The organism is Geobacillus sp. C56-T3, assembly GCF_000092445.1.
Classification (GTDB): domain Bacteria; phylum Bacillota; class Bacilli; order Bacillales; family Anoxybacillaceae; genus Geobacillus; species Geobacillus thermoleovorans.
The window spans coordinates 2081190-2101881 of record NC_014206.1 but is presented as its reverse complement, the minus strand read 5'-3'; the positions used below and the strand labels follow the sequence as shown (position 1 = coordinate 2101881).

The following is a 20692-nucleotide window of genomic DNA, read 5'->3' as shown; positions in this document are numbered from 1 at the left end:
CCTTTCTATACACACCAATTCGAATCATACTCCTTCTTTTTGAGGGAGTCAACGCAGGAAACGAAGCGATGGGATGTCCGCTGTCATCAGTTTGCCAAAGAAAGGGGATGATTCGGTGAAAAACGATCGGCACGAAATGGGCGATATGACGCAGTTGCTTGAAATCATCAACGCCAAAGGAGACGAAGGCGAGCTTCATGAGATCGTCTGCAGCGACGAGTTGTTTTGGAAAAGCTTGCGGGCGCAGGCGGAGGACAGTGCGAAAGGAGGGGAGTAGATGGAACTGTTGCGGGCGAAGCGAATGGCTGAAGCTGGGGAGATCGTTCCGGTGATGTATAAAGGGAAACAAGTGGTGATTCAGCACGTCGATGATGAGCGCGAAATGGCTCGCGTTTATTTCACCGATGAGCCGGAACACGAACAAGACGTACCGGTGCGACTGCTTGAGGAACAATGAGAGATGTGCAAATTGTCGCCGTTTTGTCAAGGGAAAGACGATGACACCGTCCGTTCTTCTATGGTATAATGATTCAAGAAACGACGCTTGAACATTGGAGTGACAAACATGAACATCGGCTTTGGAGAAATTGCGCTCATCGTCTTTTTCGCTTTGCTCATTTTCGGACCGAAAAAGCTGCCGGAGTTAGGACAAGCGGCCGGGAAAACGCTGCGCGAATTTAAGAATGCGACAAAAGGCATCATCGACGATGACGAGACGACAAAAGCGCAAAAATAAGAGGTTGGGCATAGAGGCCTGGCCTCTTATTTTTGTATTTCGTCCGTGACTAGCCATTTCCTCCGCGATGCGGCAAAAAAGAGACAAGCTCTGTCAAGGGGCGCCATATACATATATATGGAGGCATGTTGGCTCGTTGGGATAAGCCGTGGCGGAGGGGTTTCGCGATGATCAAAAAAATGGCGGCGGTGATTGTCGGCAGTCTGCTTCTTGGCGTTGGCATCAACGTCTTTTTAGTCCCTCACCATTTGCTTGATGGGGGGATGATCGGGCTCGGGCTGATCGCCAAATACGTGTGGCACGTTCAGGCTGGGTTGACGATGATCGTCTTAAGCGTTCCGCTTTATGCAGCCGCATGGTTTTACTACCGCCCGTTTTTTTACAACAGCTTGCACGGACTTTTATTTTCCTCATGGATGATTGACGTATTGTCCGTTTTGCGCGGCGTGGTGGTGTTGGATCCGCTTTTGAGCGCGGTCATCGGCGGGGTGCTGGTCGGCGCGGGCATCGGCTTGATGCTGCGCGAGGAGACGAGCACGGGCGGGACCGACCTGCTCGCCCAGTTTATCGCTAGATGGACGAACTGGAACGTCGGGATCATCATTTTTGTCATTGACGCCTGCATTATTTCAGCTGGGAGCATGATCATCGACTCAGTGCCGTTTGTCCACTCGCTTGTCGTTGTCACGGTCGTCGGGGCGGTGACGACGATGTTGACGCGCGAAAAAACGATGGGGGTATAGCCCGAATCCCCATCGTTTTTCGTTTCAGCAGATAGGCGCTCCTCTATGGGAATGCGGCACCGAAGGCGCCGTTTCCGGCTGTTTGCTGATTTATGCTGTGGGGGAGTTTTAACATCGTTCGCACAGGAGATGAGAATTTTGTCCGTTTGACCTTTCCCAGCGACGAGTTCCCCAATCATTGGCGGAAGGAGCATCGGTTATCGCTTAGCCAGCTCGAGCGCGCGGTAGACGTTAATCAGCCCATAGCCGTAATACGGATCTTTTCCTCTCTCTCCCAAATCGTCAGCGCTTTCGAGAATAATGTCGCGCACTTCATCGTTCGAAAGCCGCGGGTTGACGGAGCGGATCAAAGCGGCGAGCGCGGTGACGTGCGGCGCGGCCATCGACGTGCCGGAAAGGGCGGCGTACCGGTGGCCGGCAAACGTGCTGGCAATGTTCGTTCCAGGCGCGACGACATCCACATAGTCGCCGTAGTTGGAATAAAGCGCATAGGAAAGATCCGGGTTGACAGCGCCAACACTGATCACTTCTGGATAAGCGGCTGGGAAGCTCGCCTGCGACGTGCTGTCGTTGCCGGAAGCGGCGACAAGCACGACATCATGGGCGTCGGCGTAGCGGATCGCTTCCTCAAGCACCGAGGACGGTTGGTAGTTGCCAAGGCTTAAATTGATGACCTTTGCCCCGTGGTCGACCGCCCAGCGGATTCCTTTCGCTACATCAATGCTCGTTCCATAGCCGTCCGCATTTAATGCTTTGACGGCCATGATCGGGTTGAACCATGTTATGCCGGCGACTCCTTCGCCGTTGTTCGGCTGTGAGGCGATAATGCCAGCGACATGGGTGCCATGGCCATTTTCGTCATTCGGAGAGCGGTCGTCGGCCAATACGTTGTATCCGGGACCAAGGCGGCGGATTAAATCGGGATGGGTCAAATCGACCCCGCTGTCAATGATGGCGACAGGCACATTCCGCTTGCCGCGCGACAGCGTCCAACCAGCTTCCGTATGAATGGCCGGCAAGTTCCACTGGTAGCGGGCGTAAAACGAATCGTTCGGCACCGGCGCCGGCTTGTTCCACTCATTTTGCATGTAAATGTAGTGCGGTTCGCAATAATCAACCATCGGAAGAGATCGGAAATAGCGGCGCATCTCTTCATACGTTTGCCCGCGCGAGCGGAATACAAACACGTGGTCGACCTGCTTGATGAGCTGGCCGGCGATGGCTGCCTCCATTTGTTGAAGACGGCTTTCCGATGGCAATGCCCGAAAGCGGACGACGATCTCATTGGCGAAATAATGGCTTCGGTCACCGCGGCGATTATGGAGGATTTCCCGAATGCGCGGGTGCTTGTTCAACTGCTGTTTCAGCTGCTCGCCTGCGCTTAAGCTGTCTAAGGCGACAACGGTTGGATGGGTGGGTGCGACCTCGGCGTCAAACGGCTTCAGCCGCGGTGGAGCCGGGGCGTTTTCTTCTAGAGCCGGTCGCCCCAAGGCGGCTGCGGCAACGAGTAGAGCAACAACCGCGCTGGCCGCGGCCCATATTCGGTATCGGCGTTTCACGCTGTTCACCTCCTTTGTTGTTAGGATGGGCGATTGACGGACAAATCATGAAAAATGGGATTCACCTTTTGCCATGGCGAATCCCATTTTCTTCTTCAGCGGCCGACCGATTGCATACAAATGCAATTTGAAGTTTTCACATTTGCGGCTTTTGCCGAGCATTTGATCGACTGTCGGGAGACCGAACAACGCCGCTTTCAGCCCCATGTATGGGTCTAGGAAGCGGGTGGTTGTTTGGTCTTCCGCCACGCCAAGGCGTGACGGGGGCAAGCCTGTGGCTTGCCCTCGACAGTCGAAAAATAGATAAGCGGCTTTTCTGTCCAAGATATGTTAAACGTTTTGATTGTATCTAGACAGCACTTGCTGCGCTGCTTGCAAATCGAGGCGCAGCTGCTCTTGAACGTTGGTCGGATGGTAGTATCCTTTGTTGATCATATATTGACTGATCTGTTCATGGAATGTGATCGCGTCATTCAAATGTTGCTTTAACGTGTTGCGCACTTCCGGGGTGGAAGCTTCGGCGATGGCCATTGCGCATCCTTTAATGGCGTTTTTCACACTGATCAGGCAATCAGCGGCGATCATTTGATCGTTCAATACGCCGGTCGGTGTCATCGTTGCCTGCATCGTTGTCCCTCCTTTTTTCCTTATGACAGCAAGTTTTGCAAGTCGCGGATGTGCTGCTGTGTCTTTTGCATGTCTTGTTGAATGAGCGATTTCAATTGTGGATCGCTTGCCATTTGCTGCATGGCGGCACTTTTGGCAAGACAGGTGCTTTTAAACATAAGCAGTTCGTGCAGCTCAAGCGTTTCGTGTGTTCCTGCCGCGTTCATTCTTCTCACCACCTTCCGTGACATAGTATGTGTCCGGCTGTTTGCTGTATGGGTGGGGAATGATGGGAAAAGCGGGTCGTGGCGCTTTGAACGATCGCGACAATGGGAAAAAGAAGGAGTCCGCGCGCTCAAGTTTTGTCTAGAGCGGGGTATACTATGGGCGCAATCCGCTTATGAAGGAGGTAGGGAAACGGGTGAGAAAAATATTCATTGTGCTAAGCGTTGCTGTTCTCCTTCTCTTAGCCGCCGGCGCCGTTCTTCTTTTGCGCCGGGGCGAGTATGCGTTTGTGCCGGATGGGAGCGATATTGCGCCGTATGAAGCGAGCAAACAGACTGGAATCGATGTGTGGGGGCGATGGATCGCAGCGGATGACAGCCGCATCCAAGCGTTGTCGGCTAGAAACGGGCATTTGCAAAAAGAGGAAGGGGCGGTTGTCGTCGATGACCGGTTGCTTCGTCTCGGCAAGGAGGTGTTTTATAAAGAAACGTTCGGCAATGAAGTGTTTTTGACCGACATTATGGGTATTGTCGACGGGCCGCTGACGCTTGCCAATATGGCCAAAGCCATTGTCGCATTAAAAGGAGAAGGGACGACGAATTTGCGCGTGCCGCTTGCCGAAGATGTGACGATCGGCGGCCGCACATATAAAAAAGGCGAGTTGATCGACACGGGCATCGACGTGCCCAAAGGGTCATACTTGCCGCTCGGGATGCCGATCGTTACCGACGGTGGCCGCGTGCGCGTCGGCATCAGCTGCGCCGCCTGCCATGCGACCGTCGATCCAGTGACGAAAAAAGTGGTGGAAGGGGCGCCGAACAACGATTTGAATGCCGGAATGCTCATGGCGTTGGCGACGAATTCGAGCGCTTATTTTACTCATGCCAATATCCGCTCGCTGAAAAAATATATCCGCTCGTTCGATCGGACGATCATCGATTCGCACGGGCGCAAAGCGGCGCTGCCGGATCCGGAGCTGCTTGAGCGGGACGTGGATCGCATTTTTGCCAGCTGGCCGCGCGGCAATTTTGATTCGACGATCGATATGAAAGCGAATCCGGCGCAAATTCCGGATTCGTTTACGCGCGGCGACCATCCGTACGGGTGGAGCGGCTTTGCCGCCGCCGGCTCATTCCATGGCTTGGCCGCTTTCAGCAACAACGTGCACGCGCAAAATGCCGATTCGCTCGCGCAGGCGGAAATTAGCGAAGCGCTGTTTGGCATTGATAAAGAAGTGTATATTGGCACGATTTTGCAAAACGCCGCCCATCCGCGGTTTCGCTATCAGCCGACGACAAAGGAGAAACCGTCCGCCTTTTTCGCGAAAGTCGACCCGACGCCGAAAACGGCCGGCGTTAATCAGTTTGTCGCGCCGCCGCAGTTTCCGAAAGTATCGCTCGTCGCTCCAGATGGGTTGATCGTCAGCGAGCCGGGTTATCGGTTCAATGAGCAAAACAATGCCGTGGCCGCTTGGCAAAATACGCTCAATCCTCCGCCGCCAAATGAACGGATCAGCGAGGAGCGGGCGGCGAGAGGAAGAGAGGTGTTTGTCCGCGCCGGCTGCATCCGCTGCCATGCCGGGGCGTATTTGACGAACAACCGCGTCGTGGCGGCGAATGTCATCGGCACGGAACCGTCACGGGCGAAAGCACTGAAAAAGACAGAAAAAGTGTTCGGAGAGGCCGTGTTGTACGCTCCGGATACGCCGGTCCCGATCCCAAAGGGGGCGAAAGTATTGAACGTGCCGACGAACCATTTAGATCCAAAACAAATCAGGCTTGCCTTCGCCCACGGTGATTCGCCGGGCGGGTATAAAGTGCCGAGCCTCATCGGCCTGGCGTGGAGTGCGCCGTATTTGCACGACGGCGGCGTGGCGGTTGGGCCGAACGGGGAACTCGGGTTGACGGGCACGGTCGGAAACGGTATTGCTCCTGATGCGCGCAACAGTCTGCGGGCGCTGATCGACCGGACATGGCGCGAGCGCGTCATCGCCGCCAACGCCAAGGACTCCGACTTGCGGACGGTGCATGTGACCGGCGCCGGGCACCGGTATTGGATCGACCGTCAAGCCGGATTTACGAAGGAAGAGCAAGAGGCGGTATTGGACTATTTGTTGTCGCTCACCTCGCGCTGACCGCATCGAGCGTCGTTTATTCTGCGCTCATGCCGATGGGAATAGTTCCCTTGCAACGCTGTTATAAGACGGCTCACACTAATAGGCAAGGGAGGGAAAGCGATGAGCGAAACATGTTTTTACTGTCAGTGCGAGTGCGATGACAAGGTGCATTACGTATCGTTCCATACGAATGGCGAAGAACGCGAAGAAACGCTTTGTCCGGAATGTTACCAAGAATGGCTGCAGGGCATGAAAGGTTGACCTTTCTTCCTGCTTTCATTTCGCTCGGAAGCGGGGCTTTTTCGCGAAATGATGATGAAAAAACCGCACCGTGGTCAAACTGGTGCGGTTTTTTGGGACAGCGGCGGAGTGGCGATGATGTCCGCCAAATCGCCGTCTTCGTCATAGGCGCGGTAGACAGCGGCTTTCGTACGCGGAGCATGGACCGATAAAAAGAGAATGCGCTCCTCGCCTTCACGGGCGACTTTCGTTTCCATTTTCAATGACACTCCGTTTATCGTGAGCGAGTAGAACCGGTACGTCAAGCCAAGCCATGTGCGTTCTTGTCGAACGGTATCCGGATGATGGCGGATGAACGCAGCGAGCTCGGCGAACGAATGCATCTCCCGCTCGAGCCATTCGCGGATGGCACTTGCCGCCTGCTCCAACCAGCCTTTCCAAAACGTTTTCATCGGCATCACCTTTTTTCATCCATCATGCCCATTTCCGCTGTTCATTATGCAGGGAGGCGGATGGAAAACGTCGTCACCTTGTCATTGGAAAAACAGCAGATATCTCCGCCATGGTCTTCAATCACTTTTTTGCAAATGTACAGGCCGATGCCGGTTCCGAGTTTTTTTGTCGTAAAAAACGGCTCGAAAATCGTTTCCACAATGTCGGCCGGAATTGACGGACCGTTGTTGGCGATTTCGATGATGATGCTTCCGTCTTGGCAACGGGCGGCGATGTTGATCCGCCGCGGTTTTTCCCTCTCTTTCACCGCTTCGATCGAGTTGAGCAAAATGTTTACCAGCACCTGGCGCAGCTGATCTTTATAGGCAAATATATGTATGGATTCATCGATCGCCACCGAAAGGTCGACATCGCTGTCGACGATCGTGGCGTATAAAAACTCGATAATTTCCTCCAACAACTGGCGCAGCGAAAACGTTTCTTTTTCGCTTTCAACAATTTCTTTGCGTGAGGCATGCAAAAATTGCGAAATGCGAAATTTCAGCTGCTGCAACTCATGGTCGATAATGTCTAAATAAGGAAGATGCGGATGCTCAAACTTCAATAATTGAATAAAACCAATAATAGCCGTAAGCGGATTGCGAAACTCATGGACAAAACTCGATGACATTTGTCCGAGCAGCGTCAGCCGGTCTTGATGCGATCTGGCAATGAGCGCGTTTTTTTCATGCAGTTCTTTTTCTTTTAACTCATTGTATTTTGTGATGACATGAAACAGAAATTGGTCAAACAGCTCGTTCAAATGGTCGATGAGCGGGGACAGCTCGTCGACCGACAGCGGCGCGGCGAGCGCGTGGTTGATGACGAGCCGCCTCCCAAGGTTGACGTTGTAGACGAGAGCGCCGATGCCGACATTCATTTCCGCACGTTCTTTCGCGATTTTGTTGGCTAACCGTTCGACCGTCTCGCTAGATAGCGACCGCAACAGTGCTTCTTTGACCAGCTCAAACACGGCTAAGCCGTTTTGTTCGACATGATCGATGTATTTGTCATCGTCGGCAATTTTCATATGCTGCCGCCAATAGGCGAGAAAGTCCGGCAAATGGGTTTCCAGATGGGCAACCAGCTGCTGTGCGGCAGATGCCAAAAAAGCCACCTCGCTTTCCATCGTTTATTTTTTATTATAAGGGGGAATATCGGACTAGAACAGAGGAAAAATCGCAATCAATCCGGCTAAATGAACGTCCTTTTGCGAAAAGCGATCCAAAAACGCGTGGTGTTGCGGGCCGGACAGACTGTTTGAATGAAAAAGGAAAAATCATTTATAATGAATGGGACGAACAAATATTTTGCAAAAGGTTGGGGACGATCGTGAAATTGTATGACTCGATTTTAGATTTGATCGGCGGCACGCCGATTGTCAAGTTGCGCCGCCTTCCTGATCCAAACGGGGCAGAGGTATACATAAAGCTCGAATCGTTCAATCCGGGCGGCAGCGTCAAAGATCGGCCCGCTTGGGAAATGATCCGCCGTGCGGAGGCGGAAGGGAAAATTACACCGGGAAAAAGCACGATCATTGAACCGACGTCCGGCAACACCGGCATCGGCTTGGCCATGGTGTGCGCCGCCAGGGGGTATCGCTGCATCATTACGATGCCCGACAATGCGACGGTCGAACGGGTGAAAATTTTAAAGGCGTACGGAGCCGAAGTCTATTTGACGCCGGCGGAGAAGCGGATGCAAGGGGCGATCGATGAGGCAAACCGGCTTGCTAGCGAAATCCCTGACAGCTTTATTCCGATGCAGTTTGAAAATCCGGCCAATCCGGATGCACACCGGCATACAACAGCGGTGGAAATTTATGAAGCATTTGATGGACGGCTCGATGCGTTCGTGTTAACCGCCGGCACCGGCGGGACGGTGACCGGAACAGGGGAGGAGCTGAAAAAACGCATCCCGAATTTGCGCATTTACGTCGTTGAACCGTACGGTTCGCCTGTGTTGTCGGGCGGCAAGCCGGGGCCGCACAAAATTCCCGGCACGGGTCCGGGGTTTATCCCGAAAATTTTAAATCGCTCGATTTATGATGACATTTTTTTGATCAAAGATGAGGATGCCCAACAGATGGCGCGCGAACTGGCGGCGAAGGAAGGCATTTTGGTCGGCGCTTCGGCCGCTGCCAGTGCCTATTACGCCATCAAAGTGGCAAAACAGCTCCCGAAAGGCGCCCGCGTCCTTTGCATGGCGCCCGATTCCGGCGAGCGGTATTTGTCATCCGATTTATTCGCTGATTAAGCGGACGTCGATCGACGAAAAAAGCGAGGATTTCTTGCCTTTCATGGGAAGGGAAGCATTCCTCTCTGCAAAACAAAGAGGAATGCTTTTGTTTGATAGTTCCTAGGAATCTGTCCGATGGATTGAAGTCAGCGAATATTTATGCAAAATCTTCCGTTTTATACGATTTGAACATTTGTTTATTTCACTGTTTTGGAATCCGCCAAAATGGTTTCGTCGGGCAGACTTCTAGGAGACTGGTGAAAAACAACGGATTCGCTTGGTTTTTGAGAAATCAAAAGAAATGAAGTTGCGGTGTTGCAAGGTTTCTCAATTTGAGAAATACTGTTGGAGAGCAGCACTTCCTTTTAAATCACCAGTCTTCTAGGTTGCAGAAAGAGGATAATAGAGCAACAGTTGTCGCCCCTTTTTTCCTTCGCGCCGCCGTCCGCTGTCGATAAAACCGGCAGTCAAGTACAATCGCTGCGCTGTCAAGTTTTGTTCATTGACAGCAAGCACAATTTCGTTAATATCGGAAAAATGGGTGTTGACGAAGGCCGGCAGCAAAGCGAGCGCCTGCTTGGCGAACCCTTTCCCTTGTTCTGGATAATTGATGGAAAAGGACCGGAGCAGCACGGCCCGCGGATTGTCGGTAAACGGATGGATCTGTTCGCCAGTGTGAAGAACAAAAAAACCGACCGGTCGTTCTTGATGAAGGATGACAATCGGCTTTCTTTCTTTTTCCTCGGAGCATGCTTTGAGCGCCTCAGCGGGGAGTGCGGTGAATCGTTGCTGTTCTTTTGGTAGATAGAACGAGCGCAGCGTTGCGTCATGGTCGGAATGATAAAAACAGAGACGGATTTCATGAACCATTTCGAATTCCTCCATTTTTGATGAATCAGACAATATTATACCAATGATCCTTTTTGTTTTTCCATCTTTTTCTTCTTGTTTGCACGGTCTCATCGCTGTGTGTATTGACTATGTATTGACTATGGACGGCTGAAAGCTTTCGCTATGTGCATGGGGGGAGAGAAAACACAGAAAGGTTTGTTCTATGAAAGTCATTGCGAAAGGAAGAGAGAAGGTGTTCCCTTGACATCGAAAAGACAAGAGAAGTGGAGCAACATGGCGCGCCTCGTGTTGACGCTGGTGATCGCGGCGCTCGGCGGCTTCATTTTCGCCTTGTTTGGCGTTCCGCTCCATTGGATGCTCGGTCCAGCCGTTGCGTTGCTTTTGGTTGGTCGTTTTTTGAAGGGAAAGTTGTATTGGCCGGTCGGCATTCGCAACGCTGCGCTCATTCCGATCGGCTATACGCTAGGGACATCGATGACGGCAGGAACGCTTGTGGAGATGGGCCGGCAATTGCCGGTGATGTTGCTGGCGACGGTGTTGATTTTGTTGTTTAGCTTCCTTGTTTCTTGCCTTGTCGCGAGATGGACAAGGATTCCGCTCCGTTCGGTCGCCGCCGGCAGCATCCCCGGCGGATTGTCGCAAATGCTTGTGTTGGGCGAAGAGCTCGACGGTGTCGATGCAACGATTGTCACGTTTTTTCAAGTGATGCGCCTGATGGGCGTCGTGTTTCTCGTCCCGCTTATCGCCTTAAGCCCGTTCTTTTCCGGCGGCGCTGAGGCGCGGACGGGCGCAGAAAGCGGACAAGGGGCGCATTGGAGCGTCGGTCTTGTTTGGCTGTATTTGATCGTCACGGTTGCCAGCGCGATCATCGGAAGGCGCATCAAACTGCCGACTGCCTATTTGCTTGGCCCGATCATGGGAACATCGGCTCTGGTCATTGCCGGGACGCCGGCGCCCCATTTGCCAGCGCCTTTGTTAGATATCGCGCAAATCGCGATGGGCGCTTATCTAGGCTTAATGCTGAAACCGGCTCGCATCGCGGAAAAGGGAAGAGCCGTGCTGGCCGCTGTGGTTACCGGCCTTGCGCTCATTTTGTTTTCCATGGCTTCGGCATTTGTCTTAACGGTTTTGCATGGCGTGCCGTATTTGACAGCGTTCATCGCTTTGGCGCCGGGGGGTATGGATCAAATGGGAATTTTGGCGCGGGAGGCGCATGCCGACCTTGCCGTTGTGACAAGTTATCAAATGTTCCGCATTTTTTTCATTTTGCTTGTCGTTCCACCGGTGCTGAAAAAATGGTTTGCCGCCCGCTGGTTTCGGTGGATCGAACGATGGACCATACATCATGGTGGGCGGTCCATGCAGTCTGCGTCAATCCAAAAGAAAGGACTGTGACAAGAAACAAATATATGCTAAACTAGAAAGAAAAAGGAGGGGGTTGCCATGAACCATTCGACCGTTTATCGTCCGCATAGCCCAGTGGCGAAGTTGGCGGTTTCCTTTTTAGCGGCGCTGGCCGTTGCGACGGCGGGGCTGTATGCCGGGCAATGGGTGCCGGCTGGCCTGTATTTGCCCCTTTACGCGCTTGAGCTTGTGCTGCTGTTGGTCATGATGTTCGCCCGCGTGAAAAAAGCTGTCGGCTATCCGCTTATGTTTGCGTTTATGTTTGTCTCGGGGGCGACGCTCTATCCGCTCATCGGCTATTACATTTCCATCATCGGTGCGGCGGCGGTGTTCAAAGCGTTTGCGCTGGCCGTTGTATCGTTTTCCGGCGTTGCCATTTACGCGGCGAGAACGAAAGAAGATTTTTCGTTCCTCGGCGGGTTTTTGATGCTTGGAGCGTTTGCGCTCCTTGGCTTGCTGATCATCCAATGGTTCATCCCATTCTCAAGCGTGGGGCAAATAGGCATCGCTGCTTTGGGGATTTTGATTTTCCTTGGCTTTACGATTTACGACATCAACCGTTTGGCCCGCTATGGCTTTACGGAAGCGGACATCCCGATGATTGTCGTCAATATTTACCTTGATTTCATCAATTTGTTTGTCTACATTTTGCGTTTTTTCGCCAGCGATGAGGATTGAGCGCCAAAAAGGGGCTGACCCAAAAGGCCGTCTGTCTTTAAGATAGGCACAACATATAGTGTTAAAGAAGCGGTCAGCACACATATATAGAGACGGAAGAGGGCGTCCCCATCCTTTTGGGACACCCTCTTTTTCCATGACGGTGGCATTGATCAAAGCGGCAAGTCGCGTTTGGAAAAGAAACTGATCCCCACCGTGTAGCCAAGGGCGCCGATCGCCAATAACAACAGGGAGACAGGGAGCCATTCAGCTTGGCCTTGGGCGATTTTTCCGGGTTCGAAGGCGGCAAAGATTGACCCATACCGAAGCCATTCCGCTTTCTCAGCCAGCTTGCCGATAAGGTCCAAGCTGTAAGACAGAACGGTGACCCCGCCAGATAAAGAAAGCGCCCGCTTTTCGTCGCTGGCTATGGCGGAGAAGAAAAACGAATAGCCGCTGATGGCGAAAAAGAGAAGGAACCCAATCGCATTCATGATCAGGAACCGCTCTGCATCGAGAGCATCATCGGCAACGAACCACGCGTCGGCAGCAAAACCAGCTGCGGTTGTCAAGATGACGATGGCCGCTAATCCCGTGAGCAGTACGAGCGCTTGGGTGAAAGCGATCGTTCGCCGCGAATTCGGCGTCGCAAGCAAATAGGCCATCCAACCACGGTCAATGGGCCGCGCCATCAGTTGATTGGCAGCGGTCATGCAGTAGATCGAACCAATTAAAAGAAACAGCAGCCCGTAATACTCCCCAGCGATGAATTCGAGCAGGTTGCCCATGCCGGTGATGTTGAACACTTTCAGAAGCTCATCCGGCAGCTGTTGAAGATAGTGATTGATGGCTTTGGAATCGGCCAACGATGGATAGACGCCGGCGATCAGCGCGATATAAAAGGCTGATCCGACCGAATAGCTGATGATCGTTTTGGCTTGCGCTTTGACCATATGTTTATATAATGCGGCATTCATCGTTCGTCCCCCCGGCGATCATAGTAATGCAGAAAAATATCTTCTAAGCTTTGTGTGCGGAGATCGATACTTTGCACTTGGTATTGAGCCAGCTCGCGAATGAAGGCATCGTAGTTTCCTTGCACGGCGATGCAGACGCGGCGGCCGGCATGGTGAACGATCTCAAGCGGCGAGGCGAGCAGTTTTGCCGCATCTTCTTCGCGGGACAACATGACGTCAAACAGTTTCCGCTGCATCGATTGCAGTTCATGAATGTCATTGACGGCCATCAGCCGGCCGTCTTTCATGATGGCCACTCGATCGCACGTCCGCTCGATTTCAGGGAAGATGTGTGAAGACAAAAAGATCGTTTTCCCTTTTTGCTTTTCTTCACGAATAAGATCGATGAACGTTTGTTGCATGAGCGGGTCAAGGCCGGATGTCGGCTCATCGAGAATGATCACCTCGGGATCATGCATGAGCGCGGCGACAAGGCCGACTTTTTGCTTTGTTCCCTTGGACATTTTCCGGATCGGGAGTCGGACATCCAACTGCAGCCGTTCAATCAGCTCGTCACGGTAGCGGGTCGTGTTCATTCGCCGCATCCCAGCAAGCAAGTCGAGCAATTCCATCCCGGTCATTCCTTCAGGGAAGGCGATTTCGCCGGGTAAATAGCCGACGAGCGCCTGCACCCGAACCGACTCACGCCAGCAGTCAAACCCGTTGATGGAAGCGCACCCTTTTGTCGGTTTCAGAAATCCAAGCAAGTGCCGGATCGTCGTGGACTTTCCAGCGCCGTTCGGCCCTAAAAATCCGAACACTTCTCCTTGTCGGACGGTTAAGGTGACATCCAAAATGCCCCTGCCGTTCGGAAAGACTTTGGTTAACTGTTGAAGTTCGATCATGACGTGATTTCCCCCAGAATCGATTTTTGAAATATTTATGTTTAAATATTTCATTTTTATTATACGTCATTATTTAGTGGTTCATCAATGTATTTTGTAATTTGTTTTTATTTATATTTCATTATATTTAGCGGTATAATAAGATAAAGAAAAACGGAGCGGAAGGTGGTACTGGATGAACGGCTTTGCCAGGCGGACGGAACAAAAAAAGCAGGCGATCAAGCAGGCGGTATTGGAGCTGCTCCAAAAAATAAGAGATCCGCGCGAGGTGACAATCCAAGAGATCGCGAAACAGGCCCATGTATCGCCGGTGACGATCTACAATCATTTCGGAAGCAAGGAAAATCTTATCCGCGAAACGCTCCTCGATGACGTGGTCCGGCAAGTGGATGAATACGAGGCGTTTTTGAAACAAGCGGGATCGTTTGAGGAAAGGGTGAAGCATACGATTTTCCAAGAGGTGAAATTGTTTAAAGAAGGTTGGGCAGATGTGATGCTGCGCTGGATGCAGGAGGATGAAGAATTTCGCCGTTCGATCGAGCTGCTAAATGAAACGCGGGTGCTGCCGTTGGTGGTGGACATGATTCGCGAAGCCCAGCAAAAAGGGGAAGTTGATCCGCGTTTATCCATCGAGGCGTTGTTGATTTATTTGAATGGATGGCGGGAGCTGTCGGAAAAAATCCCTGTTTCCCTGTATAACGAGCGATTGATCGAAGAACTGGTGCGGCTGTTTTTTTACGGCATTAAAGGGGAAACGCGGTGAGGCAGGAATCGGCAAACGGTGGGGCGAATATAGAGAAAGAAATGGAGAAGAAAGGAGCCTCATGATGAAGTTTGCCGTCAATGTATCGACGATTTTCACGGAAGCGCCGTTTCTCGCCCGGTTTGCCAAGGCGAAGCAACATGGGTTTTCGCACGTTGAATGCCAGTTTCCGTACTCGGTGGCTCCTGAGGCGATTGCTGATGAACTCGAGCAGCTTGAGCTGTCGCTTGTTTTGCTGAATTTGCCCGCTGGCGATTGGGAAAAGGGGGAGCGCGGGCTCGCCATTTTTTCTGACCGTCATGATGAATTCCGGCGTGCACTGGAGGAAGGAGTGCGTTATGCGCTCCCGCTCGGTGTGCCGAATCTTCATTGCATGGCCGGAGTGTTGCCAAGGGACTTGCCGCGCGAGCGGGCGAAGGAGACGTATATGCGCCGCATTGACGAAGCGGCTGCAACGCTTGCTGTTCATGGTTTGACGCTGACGATTGAACCGATCAATCCGTTCGATATGCCCGGCTACTTTTTAACCGATATTGAGGAAGCGGCGGCGATCATCCGCGGTCTCGGCCGGACGAATGTGAAATTGCAATATGACGTCTATCATATGGCTCGGCTCGGACGCAATGTGACAGCGACGTTTGCCGACTACGCACCGCTCATCGCGCATGTGCAATTCGCTGATGCCCCCGGGCGGCATGAGCCGGGGACGGGAGAGCTTCCGTATCGCGAGATTTTCGCATTTTTGCAAGAGCACGGCTACAATGGAGCGATTGGACTTGAGTACATTCCATCGGGGAAAAGCAGCGAAAGTTTTGTCTGGTATGATGAATACCGCGGAATGAAAGGGGGAGGCGGACGATGACACGCGTCGGCTTTATTGGGTTGGGCGTGATGGGCTCGCGCATGGCTAGACGGCTGCTTGAAGCGGGATTCAATGTCACGGTGTACAACCGTACGACAGAAAAAGCGGTTCTGCTTGTCAACCTTGGCGCCCGACAGGCGGCGACAGTGGCAGAGCTGGCTGGCGAGGCGGATATCATTTGCACGTGCTTATCGATGCCGGATGATGTCATCGAGGTGTATACAGGTGAAGGCGGCGTCCTTAGCGCGGCCCATCCGGGGACGATTTGCCTTGATTTTACAACCGTCGGTCCGAAAACAAGTCGGTTTGTCGCTCGGCGCGCCGATGAGCACGGCGTCGCCTATTTGGACGCACCGGTAAGCGGCGGGCCGGAAGGGGCGGAACAAGGGGCGCTGACGATCATGGTCGGCGGGGCGAAAGAAGCATGGGAGCGGGTGCGCCCGCTGCTTCGGGTGTTAGGAAAAACGGTGGAATATTTAGGAGAAAGCGGCGCCGGCAGCGCGGCAAAAGTGATCAACCAGTACTTAGTCGCTGTCCATTCTGTCGCCGCGGCGGAAGCGATGGTCGCTGGCGTCGCTTATGGGCTTCATGCCGGTAAGCTGTATCGGCTGTTAAAAGAAAGCTACGGAGACAGCCGGATGCTGCGCCGCCATATGGAGCAGTTCGTGTTGCCGCGTCGATTCACTCCTGGCGGGGCGGTGAAGTATGTGCATAAGGACGTGCGCCTGGCGAACGAGTTGATGGATGAAATCGGCCTTGGCCACCGTCTTGGCGTTCAGGTGGAAAAAGCGTTTGCCGAAGCGATCGCCGCAGGCCTTGCCGACTTGGATATGGCCGCGGTCATTCAGCCGCTCGAGCAGCGGGTCGGGGTGGTGGTAAAAGAGACAGAATGGACAAAATGATCGTCAAATTCAAAAAATTCGTTGAAAAAATGGAGGAGCGATGGTTTAATAGAAGTAGCAGGGAGGGTTGGCTCCAAAGGTTGTTTTGGGCTAAATCACTTGTATATATGATGGTGATCAGAAAAGGTGTCCCGATTCTTTTGGGACACCCTCCGCCTGATAAAGAAAACGGTTCGAGCGGTTCGCTTTTTTTTACAGATAAAAAGAAACGATGTTTCTTATTACGAAACGAAGGAGGGCGCTCATGCTTTCATTGACATGGATTGAGGAGCTGCAGGCATTTTTGCATCCAGAACAGATCAAACGGAATGAATCGTTCCACCCCCTCGGCAATGATGGGGCGGTGACCGTCTATCCGCGGACAGAGGAAGAAATCGCTGCGGTACTCCGCTATGCCGACCGCCATGGCAAAAAAGTCGTCATCGCTGGACGCGGCACAAAACGGGGGTTTGGCGGGCAACGGGAACAGGCGGACATCTTGCTGTCGTTGGAACACTACGCCGGCATTGTCGAACATGCGGCCGCCGATATGACGGTCACTGTCAAAGCCGGAACGGTGTTTGGTGATTTGCAGCGCGCGCTCGCTCCGTATCGGCAAAAGGTCGCCTTGGACCCGTTTTGGCCGGAGGAAGCGACGATCGGAGGGGTGATTGCGGCGAATGACAGCGGTCCGAAGCGGCTCGGCTATGGGGCAGCGCGCGATTCGGTCATCGGGCTGCGCGTCGTCTATCCGAACGGGACCGTCATTCGTTCCGGAGGCAAAGTGGTAAAAAATGTCGCCGGCTACGATATGAATAAGTTGTTCAATGGGGCGATGGGGACGCTCGGGGTGCTGAGCGAGATTACGCTCAAGCTTCGACCGCTCGCGAAATATGAAAGCGTTGTGTTGCTGTCGTTCCCAAGCGGCGATCTTCATGACATTCGCTCGTTTGCCGTTTCGTTCCTTGATACAATGATGGAGCCGATTTGTTTTGAACTGCTCAATCCGGCGCTTTCCGAGCGGCTGACGGGACGGCCGGTTTATACGCTTGTGATCGGGTTTGAAGATGTGGAAAACGCCGTCCATTACCAAGAGCATTGGGTTGAACGACTGCGGCCGAAAGCGGTGGAAATGTCCATTTTAGCCGGCGAAGAGACAGCGGCGTTTTGGCGGACGTTTTACACGATTGCACCGAACGGGCGTCTGGAGCAGGCGGAAAACGGTGTTGAAGCGGCAGTGAAAATCGGGGTTGTCAACTTGGATGTACTCTCCATCTTGCGTGAAAGCGTTTTAATCGCTGACCGTTGCCATGTCCGCATCGAGGCGCACGGCGGATTGGGCCACGGGCTTTGTCAGGCGTATATGCACGGCGGCGAAGAGGGAGTGTTGACCGCGATCGAGGAGCTGCGCCAAACGGCGGTTCGCCTTGGCGGCTACGCGATTGTGAAACATTTGCCGCTTTCGCTGCGCCAGCGCGTCGACGTCTGGGGCGGAAAGCCGTCGTACTTTTTCTTGCTCGAAGGCATTAAGCGAAAAATCGATCCGAACAAAACGGTCAACGATCAACGCTTTATTGGGGGGATTTAATGATGAGCACGATGACCAATGAACGGGCGGACAGCCCGGCGTGTGCGACCGCGAGTCTTGGCAACTATCGTTTTCACGATTTGCCGGACCCGAGCAAGTGGGCTGATTGCGTTCATTGCGGCATGTGTTTAGAATCATGCCCGACGTACGAACAGACGGGTGAAGAACAGCACTCTCCGCGCGGCCGCGTTCATTTGATGAAGTCGGTCGGCGAAGGGAAGCTTGAGTTGACGCCTGATTTGCTCGATCCGATTTTTACGTGCTTGGATTGCCGTGCATGCACGACGGCTTGCCCGGCCGATGTCGATGTCGGTGGACTTATTGAACAAGTGCGCGGCCAGCTCCGCCAAGCGGTTCCGCTCACCGGTTGGAAGGCGCTTGTCAGCGACGTTTTCTTAAAAGGCATTTTTCCGCATCCGTCGCGCCTCGATTGGCTCGGCCGCCTGCTGAAATGGTACCAAAAAAGCGGCTTGCAGACGGTGGCGCGCAAAACCGGACTGCTGCGTGTCATGCCCGATCACTTGGCTGAGATGGAGGCGATTTTGCCAGCGGTCGGTACGCCGGTTCGGAGAAAGTATAAACATCAGCCGCTCATTAAGGCGAAGGGGGAAACAAAGCGGACCGTCGCGATTTTGACCGGATGCGTCATGGATGTTATGTTTAGTGATATTAACGAAGCGACGATCCGTGTGTTGACCCATAACGGCAACGATGTCGTCATCGTCCCGAACCAGACGTGCTGCGGGGCGCTTCACGTTCACGCCGGCGACCGCGAAACCGGCCGGAAGCTCGCCAAGCAAAATATTGAGGCGTTTCAAGATGTCGACCATGTCATCGTTAACGCCGCCGGCTGCGGCTGCATGTTGAAAGAGTATCCGGAACTGTTCCGCCATGATCCGGAATGGCATGAAAAGGCGGAGCAATTTGCCGCCAAAGTTGAGGACGTGTCCAAATTTTTGTACGACACGGGCTTCAAACCGCCGAAAGCGGAATTGAACGTGCGCCTCACCTACCATGATGCGTGCCATTTGGCCCATGGCCAGGGCATCCGCCAAGAGCCGCGCGCTTTGATTGAAAGCATTCCGGGGGTGGAAATGGTCGCCATGCCAAACGCCGATCGTTGCTGCGGCAGCGCCGGCATTTACAACCTCACCCATCCGGACATGGCACAAGCGGTGCTTGAGAGCAAAATGCAACACGTGCCGCAAGAGGTGGAGCTTATCTTGATGGGCAATCCAGGCTGCATGCTGCAAATGGCGCTTGGCGTCATGAAACATGGACGAAACCAAAAAATCGTCCATACGGTGCAGCTGCTCGATTGGGCGTACCAAAAAGAAGAAGGGAAGGACGTGCGCATATGAGAAAACGGCCGATTGCAACGAACGACCCGCACATCCAAGCGCTCGCCCGCATCGTTGGGGAACAGGCGATTTTATACCGGAAAGAAGATTTAATGGCGTATGACTGCGACGGCTTCACCGTCCACCGCCATTTGCCAAGGGCGGTTGTATTTCCAAACAGCACGGAGCAAGTGGCGGCGGTCGTCAAATACTGCCATGAGCATGATCTTCCGTTTCTCGCCCGCGGCGCCGGCACGGGGTTAAGCGGCGGGGCGATTCCGCTAAACGGCGAAGTCGTCATCAGCCTAACGCGGATGAAGCGGCTGTTGCACGTCGATCTCGAAAACCGGCGCGCCGTCGTCGAGCCGGGGTTTGTCAACTTGAAGTTGACGAACTCGGTCGCCCACCGCGGCTATTACTATGCGCCCGACCCGTCAAGCCAATATTGCTGCACGATCGGCGGCAACGTCGCGGAAAACGCTGGCGGCGCCCACTGCTTAAAATACGGAGTGACGACGAACCATATTTTAGGGCTTGAAGTCGTCTTGCCGAACGGCGAAGTGATTGAAATCGGCGGAAACGGCGTTCCCGATCCGCCCGGCTACGATTTGCTCGGGCTGCTGACCGGGTCGGAAGGGACGCTTGGCATCGTGACAAAAATCACCGTCCGTTTGTTGAAAAATCCCGAGGCCAAACAGACGGTGCTCGCTTATTTTGACGAAGTGGAAGATGCGAGCCAGACCGTTTCCGACATCATTTCCGCTGGAATCGTGCCGGCGGCGCTCGAGATGATGGATCAAACGGCCATCGAGGCGGTCGAAGCGGCCGCGTTTCCGGTCGGGCATCCGAAAGACATCGCCGCGCTGTTGCTCATTGAAGTGGATGGCATTTCCGCCGGGATCGACGAACAAATCAACGATATTTTAACGATTTGCCGCCGCCATCATGTGCGCGAAGTGAAAGTCGCCCAGTCAGAGGAAGAACGGGCCCGCTGGTGGGCGAACCGGAAAACCGGCTTTGGCGCCATGGGGGCGATTTCGCCTGACTATTTAGTGCAAGATGGCGTCATTCCGCGCAGCCGTCTGCCGGAAGTGCTGCGGGAAATCGCCGATATCAGCCGCAAGTATGGACTGAGAATCGCAAACATTTTCCACGCCGGCGACGGCAATTTGCACCCGCTTGTGCTGTTTGATGCGAGCAAGCCTGGGGAGACGGAGCGGGCGCTTGCCGCCGGAAGCGAATGCCTCAAGGCGTGCGCGGCGGTCGGCGGATCGATTACAGGGGAACATGGTGTCGGCATTGAGAAAAAAGAAGAGATGCGCTTCATTTTCACTGACGAGGAAATTTTGGCGCAAACGGCAATCCGCGACGTGTTTAACCCGAAAAACTTGCTCAACGCCGGCAAGCTGTTCCCGACGCCGGGGCGTTGTGTAGAGACAAAGACGCCGTCGACAGTGAAATGAAAATTTTTTGAAAACGATTGCCAGTCATTTCGTTTCATGGTATCATCTTTTTAGAGAAATTGAGAA

At 53.4% G+C, this 20692-nt stretch carries 23 protein-coding genes; 15 read left to right on the top strand and 8 right to left on the bottom strand.

All coding sequences use genetic code 11. The features are described from left to right. Positions 1 to 115: 115 nt before the first annotated feature. The 4 genes from GC56T3_RS10475 to GC56T3_RS10460 all read left to right on the top strand — a co-directional run bounded on the left by GC56T3_RS10475 (position 116) and on the right by GC56T3_RS10460 (position 1479). On the top strand, positions 116 to 277 hold the full coding sequence (locus GC56T3_RS10475; protein WP_227456639.1) for a hypothetical protein: 162 nt from the start codon (positions 116 to 118) through the stop codon (positions 275 to 277). After that, positions 278 to 457 carry an H-type small acid-soluble spore protein gene (locus tag GC56T3_RS10470; protein WP_011231010.1) on the top strand — a complete coding sequence of 60 codons (180 nt, stop codon included), beginning with the start codon at positions 278 to 280 and terminating at the stop codon, positions 455 to 457. 108 nt (positions 458 to 565) lie between these two features. Continuing rightward, the gene (locus GC56T3_RS10465) at positions 566 to 736 is read left to right on the top strand and encodes a twin-arginine translocase TatA/TatE family subunit (protein WP_011231011.1); all 171 of its coding nucleotides are present in this window, start codon (positions 566 to 568) and stop codon (positions 734 to 736) included. A 167-nt stretch (positions 737 to 903) separates the two neighbouring features. Next, positions 904 to 1479 carry a YitT family protein gene (locus tag GC56T3_RS10460; protein WP_013145490.1) on the top strand — a complete coding sequence of 192 codons (576 nt, stop codon included), beginning with the start codon at positions 904 to 906 and terminating at the stop codon, positions 1477 to 1479. A 197-nt stretch (positions 1480 to 1676) separates the two neighbouring features. Here GC56T3_RS10460 and GC56T3_RS10455 read toward each other — a convergent pair whose 3' ends face one another. The 3 genes from GC56T3_RS10455 to GC56T3_RS10445 all read right to left on the bottom strand — a co-directional run bounded on the left by GC56T3_RS10455 (position 1677) and on the right by GC56T3_RS10445 (position 3871). Beyond that, complete coding sequence (locus GC56T3_RS10455; protein ID WP_013145489.1) at positions 1677 to 3038, bottom strand: S8 family peptidase; 1362 nt, start codon at positions 3036 to 3038, stop codon at positions 1677 to 1679. Positions 3039 to 3368: 330 nt separating this feature from the next. Next, a complete protein-coding gene (locus tag GC56T3_RS10450; protein ID WP_013145488.1) occupies positions 3369 to 3665 on the bottom strand; it encodes a spore coat protein in 297 nt (98 codons plus the stop codon). Between the two features lie 20 nt (positions 3666 to 3685). Next, a complete protein-coding gene (locus GC56T3_RS10445; RefSeq protein WP_011231015.1) occupies positions 3686 to 3871 on the bottom strand; it encodes a DUF892 family protein in 186 nt (61 codons plus the stop codon). Positions 3872 to 4065: 194 nt separating this feature from the next. Here GC56T3_RS10445 and GC56T3_RS10440 point away from each other — a divergent pair, with 194 nt between their 5' ends. After that, complete coding sequence (locus GC56T3_RS10440) at positions 4066 to 6003, top strand: hypothetical protein (RefSeq protein WP_013145487.1); 1938 nt, start codon at positions 4066 to 4068, stop codon at positions 6001 to 6003. A 102-nt stretch (positions 6004 to 6105) separates the two neighbouring features. Then, entirely contained in the window at positions 6106 to 6246 is a 141-nt protein-coding gene (locus tag GC56T3_RS19685) for a hypothetical protein (protein ID WP_013145486.1), read from the top strand. A gap of 74 nt (positions 6247 to 6320) precedes the next feature. Here the strand turns inward: GC56T3_RS19685 and GC56T3_RS10435 are convergent, their stop codons facing one another. Together GC56T3_RS10435 and GC56T3_RS10430 are read right to left on the bottom strand one after the other, a co-directional pair. Next, positions 6321 to 6677, bottom strand: a complete 357-nt coding sequence (locus GC56T3_RS10435; RefSeq protein ID WP_013145485.1) for a hypothetical protein — start codon at positions 6675 to 6677, stop codon at positions 6321 to 6323. A gap of 44 nt (positions 6678 to 6721) precedes the next feature. Beyond that, positions 6722 to 7825: a sensor histidine kinase gene (locus GC56T3_RS10430; RefSeq protein WP_013145484.1), complete on the bottom strand. Its 1104-nt coding sequence runs from the start codon at positions 7823 to 7825 to the stop codon at positions 6722 to 6724. A gap of 224 nt (positions 7826 to 8049) precedes the next feature. On the opposite strand from GC56T3_RS10430, the gene cysK reads away from it, so the two are divergent. Next, the gene (cysK, locus tag GC56T3_RS10425; protein WP_013145483.1) at positions 8050 to 8973 is read left to right on the top strand and encodes a cysteine synthase A; all 924 of its coding nucleotides are present in this window, start codon (positions 8050 to 8052) and stop codon (positions 8971 to 8973) included. Positions 8974 to 9336: 363 nt separating this feature from the next. Here the strand turns inward: cysK and GC56T3_RS10420 are convergent, their stop codons facing one another. Beyond that, positions 9337 to 9825, bottom strand: a complete 489-nt coding sequence (locus tag GC56T3_RS10420; protein ID WP_013145482.1) for a GNAT family N-acetyltransferase — start codon at positions 9823 to 9825, stop codon at positions 9337 to 9339. 222 nt (positions 9826 to 10047) lie between these two features. On the opposite strand from GC56T3_RS10420, the gene GC56T3_RS10415 reads away from it, so the two are divergent. Then, entirely contained in the window at positions 10048 to 11202 is a 1155-nt protein-coding gene (locus tag GC56T3_RS10415) for an AbrB family transcriptional regulator (RefSeq protein WP_013145481.1), read from the top strand. 48 nt (positions 11203 to 11250) lie between these two features. Then, positions 11251 to 11889 (top strand): Bax inhibitor-1/YccA family protein, encoded by a 639-nt coding sequence (locus GC56T3_RS10410; protein ID WP_013145480.1) that lies wholly within the window; start codon positions 11251 to 11253, stop codon positions 11887 to 11889. 152 nt (positions 11890 to 12041) lie between these two features. On the opposite strand, the gene GC56T3_RS10405 is transcribed toward GC56T3_RS10410, so the two are convergent. Both GC56T3_RS10405 and GC56T3_RS10400 read right to left on the bottom strand, forming a co-directional pair. Next, positions 12042 to 12845, bottom strand: a complete 804-nt coding sequence (locus tag GC56T3_RS10405; protein WP_013145479.1) for an ABC transporter permease subunit — start codon at positions 12843 to 12845, stop codon at positions 12042 to 12044. Then, positions 12842 to 13729, bottom strand: coding sequence for an ABC transporter ATP-binding protein (locus GC56T3_RS10400; RefSeq protein ID WP_013145478.1), 888 nt, complete (start codon positions 13727 to 13729; stop codon positions 12842 to 12844). Before GC56T3_RS10400 ends, GC56T3_RS10405 begins: the two co-directional genes overlap by 4 nt. 175 nt (positions 13730 to 13904) lie before the next feature. On the opposite strand from GC56T3_RS10400, the gene GC56T3_RS10395 reads away from it, so the two are divergent. The 6 genes from GC56T3_RS10395 to GC56T3_RS10365 all read left to right on the top strand — a co-directional run bounded on the left by GC56T3_RS10395 (position 13905) and on the right by GC56T3_RS10365 (position 20626). After that, entirely contained in the window at positions 13905 to 14492 is a 588-nt protein-coding gene (locus GC56T3_RS10395) for a TetR/AcrR family transcriptional regulator (protein WP_013145477.1), read from the top strand. Between the two features lie 64 nt (positions 14493 to 14556). Continuing rightward, entirely contained in the window at positions 14557 to 15354 is a 798-nt protein-coding gene (gene hyi, locus GC56T3_RS10390) for a hydroxypyruvate isomerase (RefSeq protein ID WP_013145476.1), read from the top strand. Next, a complete protein-coding gene (locus GC56T3_RS10385) occupies positions 15351 to 16256 on the top strand; it encodes an NAD(P)-dependent oxidoreductase (protein ID WP_013145475.1) in 906 nt (301 codons plus the stop codon). Before hyi ends, GC56T3_RS10385 begins: the two co-directional genes overlap by 4 nt. 244 nt (positions 16257 to 16500) lie before the next feature. Then, positions 16501 to 17823 carry an FAD-binding oxidoreductase gene (locus GC56T3_RS10375; RefSeq protein ID WP_013145474.1) on the top strand — a complete coding sequence of 441 codons (1323 nt, stop codon included), beginning with the start codon at positions 16501 to 16503 and terminating at the stop codon, positions 17821 to 17823. Further along, a complete protein-coding gene (locus tag GC56T3_RS10370; RefSeq protein WP_013145473.1) occupies positions 17823 to 19184 on the top strand; it encodes a (Fe-S)-binding protein in 1362 nt (453 codons plus the stop codon). The genes GC56T3_RS10375 and GC56T3_RS10370 overlap by 1 nt, the downstream gene beginning before the upstream one ends. Further along, positions 19181 to 20626: an FAD-linked oxidase C-terminal domain-containing protein gene (locus GC56T3_RS10365; protein ID WP_013145472.1), complete on the top strand. Its 1446-nt coding sequence runs from the start codon at positions 19181 to 19183 to the stop codon at positions 20624 to 20626. Before GC56T3_RS10370 ends, GC56T3_RS10365 begins: the two co-directional genes overlap by 4 nt. Positions 20627 to 20692: the final 66 nt, after the last annotated feature.

Bases quoted from the DNA above. Each gene is read 5' to 3' on its own strand.
- GC56T3_RS10460 (WP_013145490.1), top strand. From the start codon at position 904: ATGATCAAAAAAATGGCGGCGGTGATTGTCGGCAGTCTGCTTCTTGGC.
- hyi (WP_013145476.1), top strand. From the start codon at position 14,557: ATGAAGTTTGCCGTCAATGTATCGACGATTTTCACGGAAGCGCCGTTT.
- GC56T3_RS10470 (WP_011231010.1), top strand. From the start codon at position 278: ATGGAACTGTTGCGGGCGAAGCGAATGGCTGAAGCTGGGGAGATCGTT.
- GC56T3_RS10370 (WP_013145473.1), top strand. From the start codon at position 17,823: ATGATGAGCACGATGACCAATGAACGGGCGGACAGCCCGGCGTGTGCG.
- GC56T3_RS10450 (WP_013145488.1), bottom strand. From the start codon at position 3,665: ATGCAGGCAACGATGACACCGACCGGCGTATTGAACGATCAAATGATC.
- GC56T3_RS10420 (WP_013145482.1), bottom strand. From the start codon at position 9,825: ATGGTTCATGAAATCCGTCTCTGTTTTTATCATTCCGACCATGACGCA.
- GC56T3_RS10465 (WP_011231011.1), top strand. From the start codon at position 566: ATGAACATCGGCTTTGGAGAAATTGCGCTCATCGTCTTTTTCGCTTTG.
- GC56T3_RS10400 (WP_013145478.1), bottom strand. From the start codon at position 13,729: ATGATCGAACTTCAACAGTTAACCAAAGTCTTTCCGAACGGCAGGGGC.
- GC56T3_RS10435 (WP_013145485.1), bottom strand. From the start codon at position 6,677: ATGAAAACGTTTTGGAAAGGCTGGTTGGAGCAGGCGGCAAGTGCCATC.
- GC56T3_RS10365 (WP_013145472.1), top strand. From the start codon at position 19,181: ATGAGAAAACGGCCGATTGCAACGAACGACCCGCACATCCAAGCGCTC.
- GC56T3_RS10410 (WP_013145480.1), top strand. From the start codon at position 11,251: ATGAACCATTCGACCGTTTATCGTCCGCATAGCCCAGTGGCGAAGTTG.
- GC56T3_RS10385 (WP_013145475.1), top strand. From the start codon at position 15,351: ATGACACGCGTCGGCTTTATTGGGTTGGGCGTGATGGGCTCGCGCATG.
- GC56T3_RS10375 (WP_013145474.1), top strand. From the start codon at position 16,501: ATGCTTTCATTGACATGGATTGAGGAGCTGCAGGCATTTTTGCATCCA.
- GC56T3_RS19685 (WP_013145486.1), top strand. From the start codon at position 6,106: ATGAGCGAAACATGTTTTTACTGTCAGTGCGAGTGCGATGACAAGGTG.
- GC56T3_RS10445 (WP_011231015.1), bottom strand. From the start codon at position 3,871: ATGAACGCGGCAGGAACACACGAAACGCTTGAGCTGCACGAACTGCTT.
- GC56T3_RS10405 (WP_013145479.1), bottom strand. From the start codon at position 12,845: ATGAATGCCGCATTATATAAACATATGGTCAAAGCGCAAGCCAAAACG.
- GC56T3_RS10395 (WP_013145477.1), top strand. From the start codon at position 13,905: ATGAACGGCTTTGCCAGGCGGACGGAACAAAAAAAGCAGGCGATCAAG.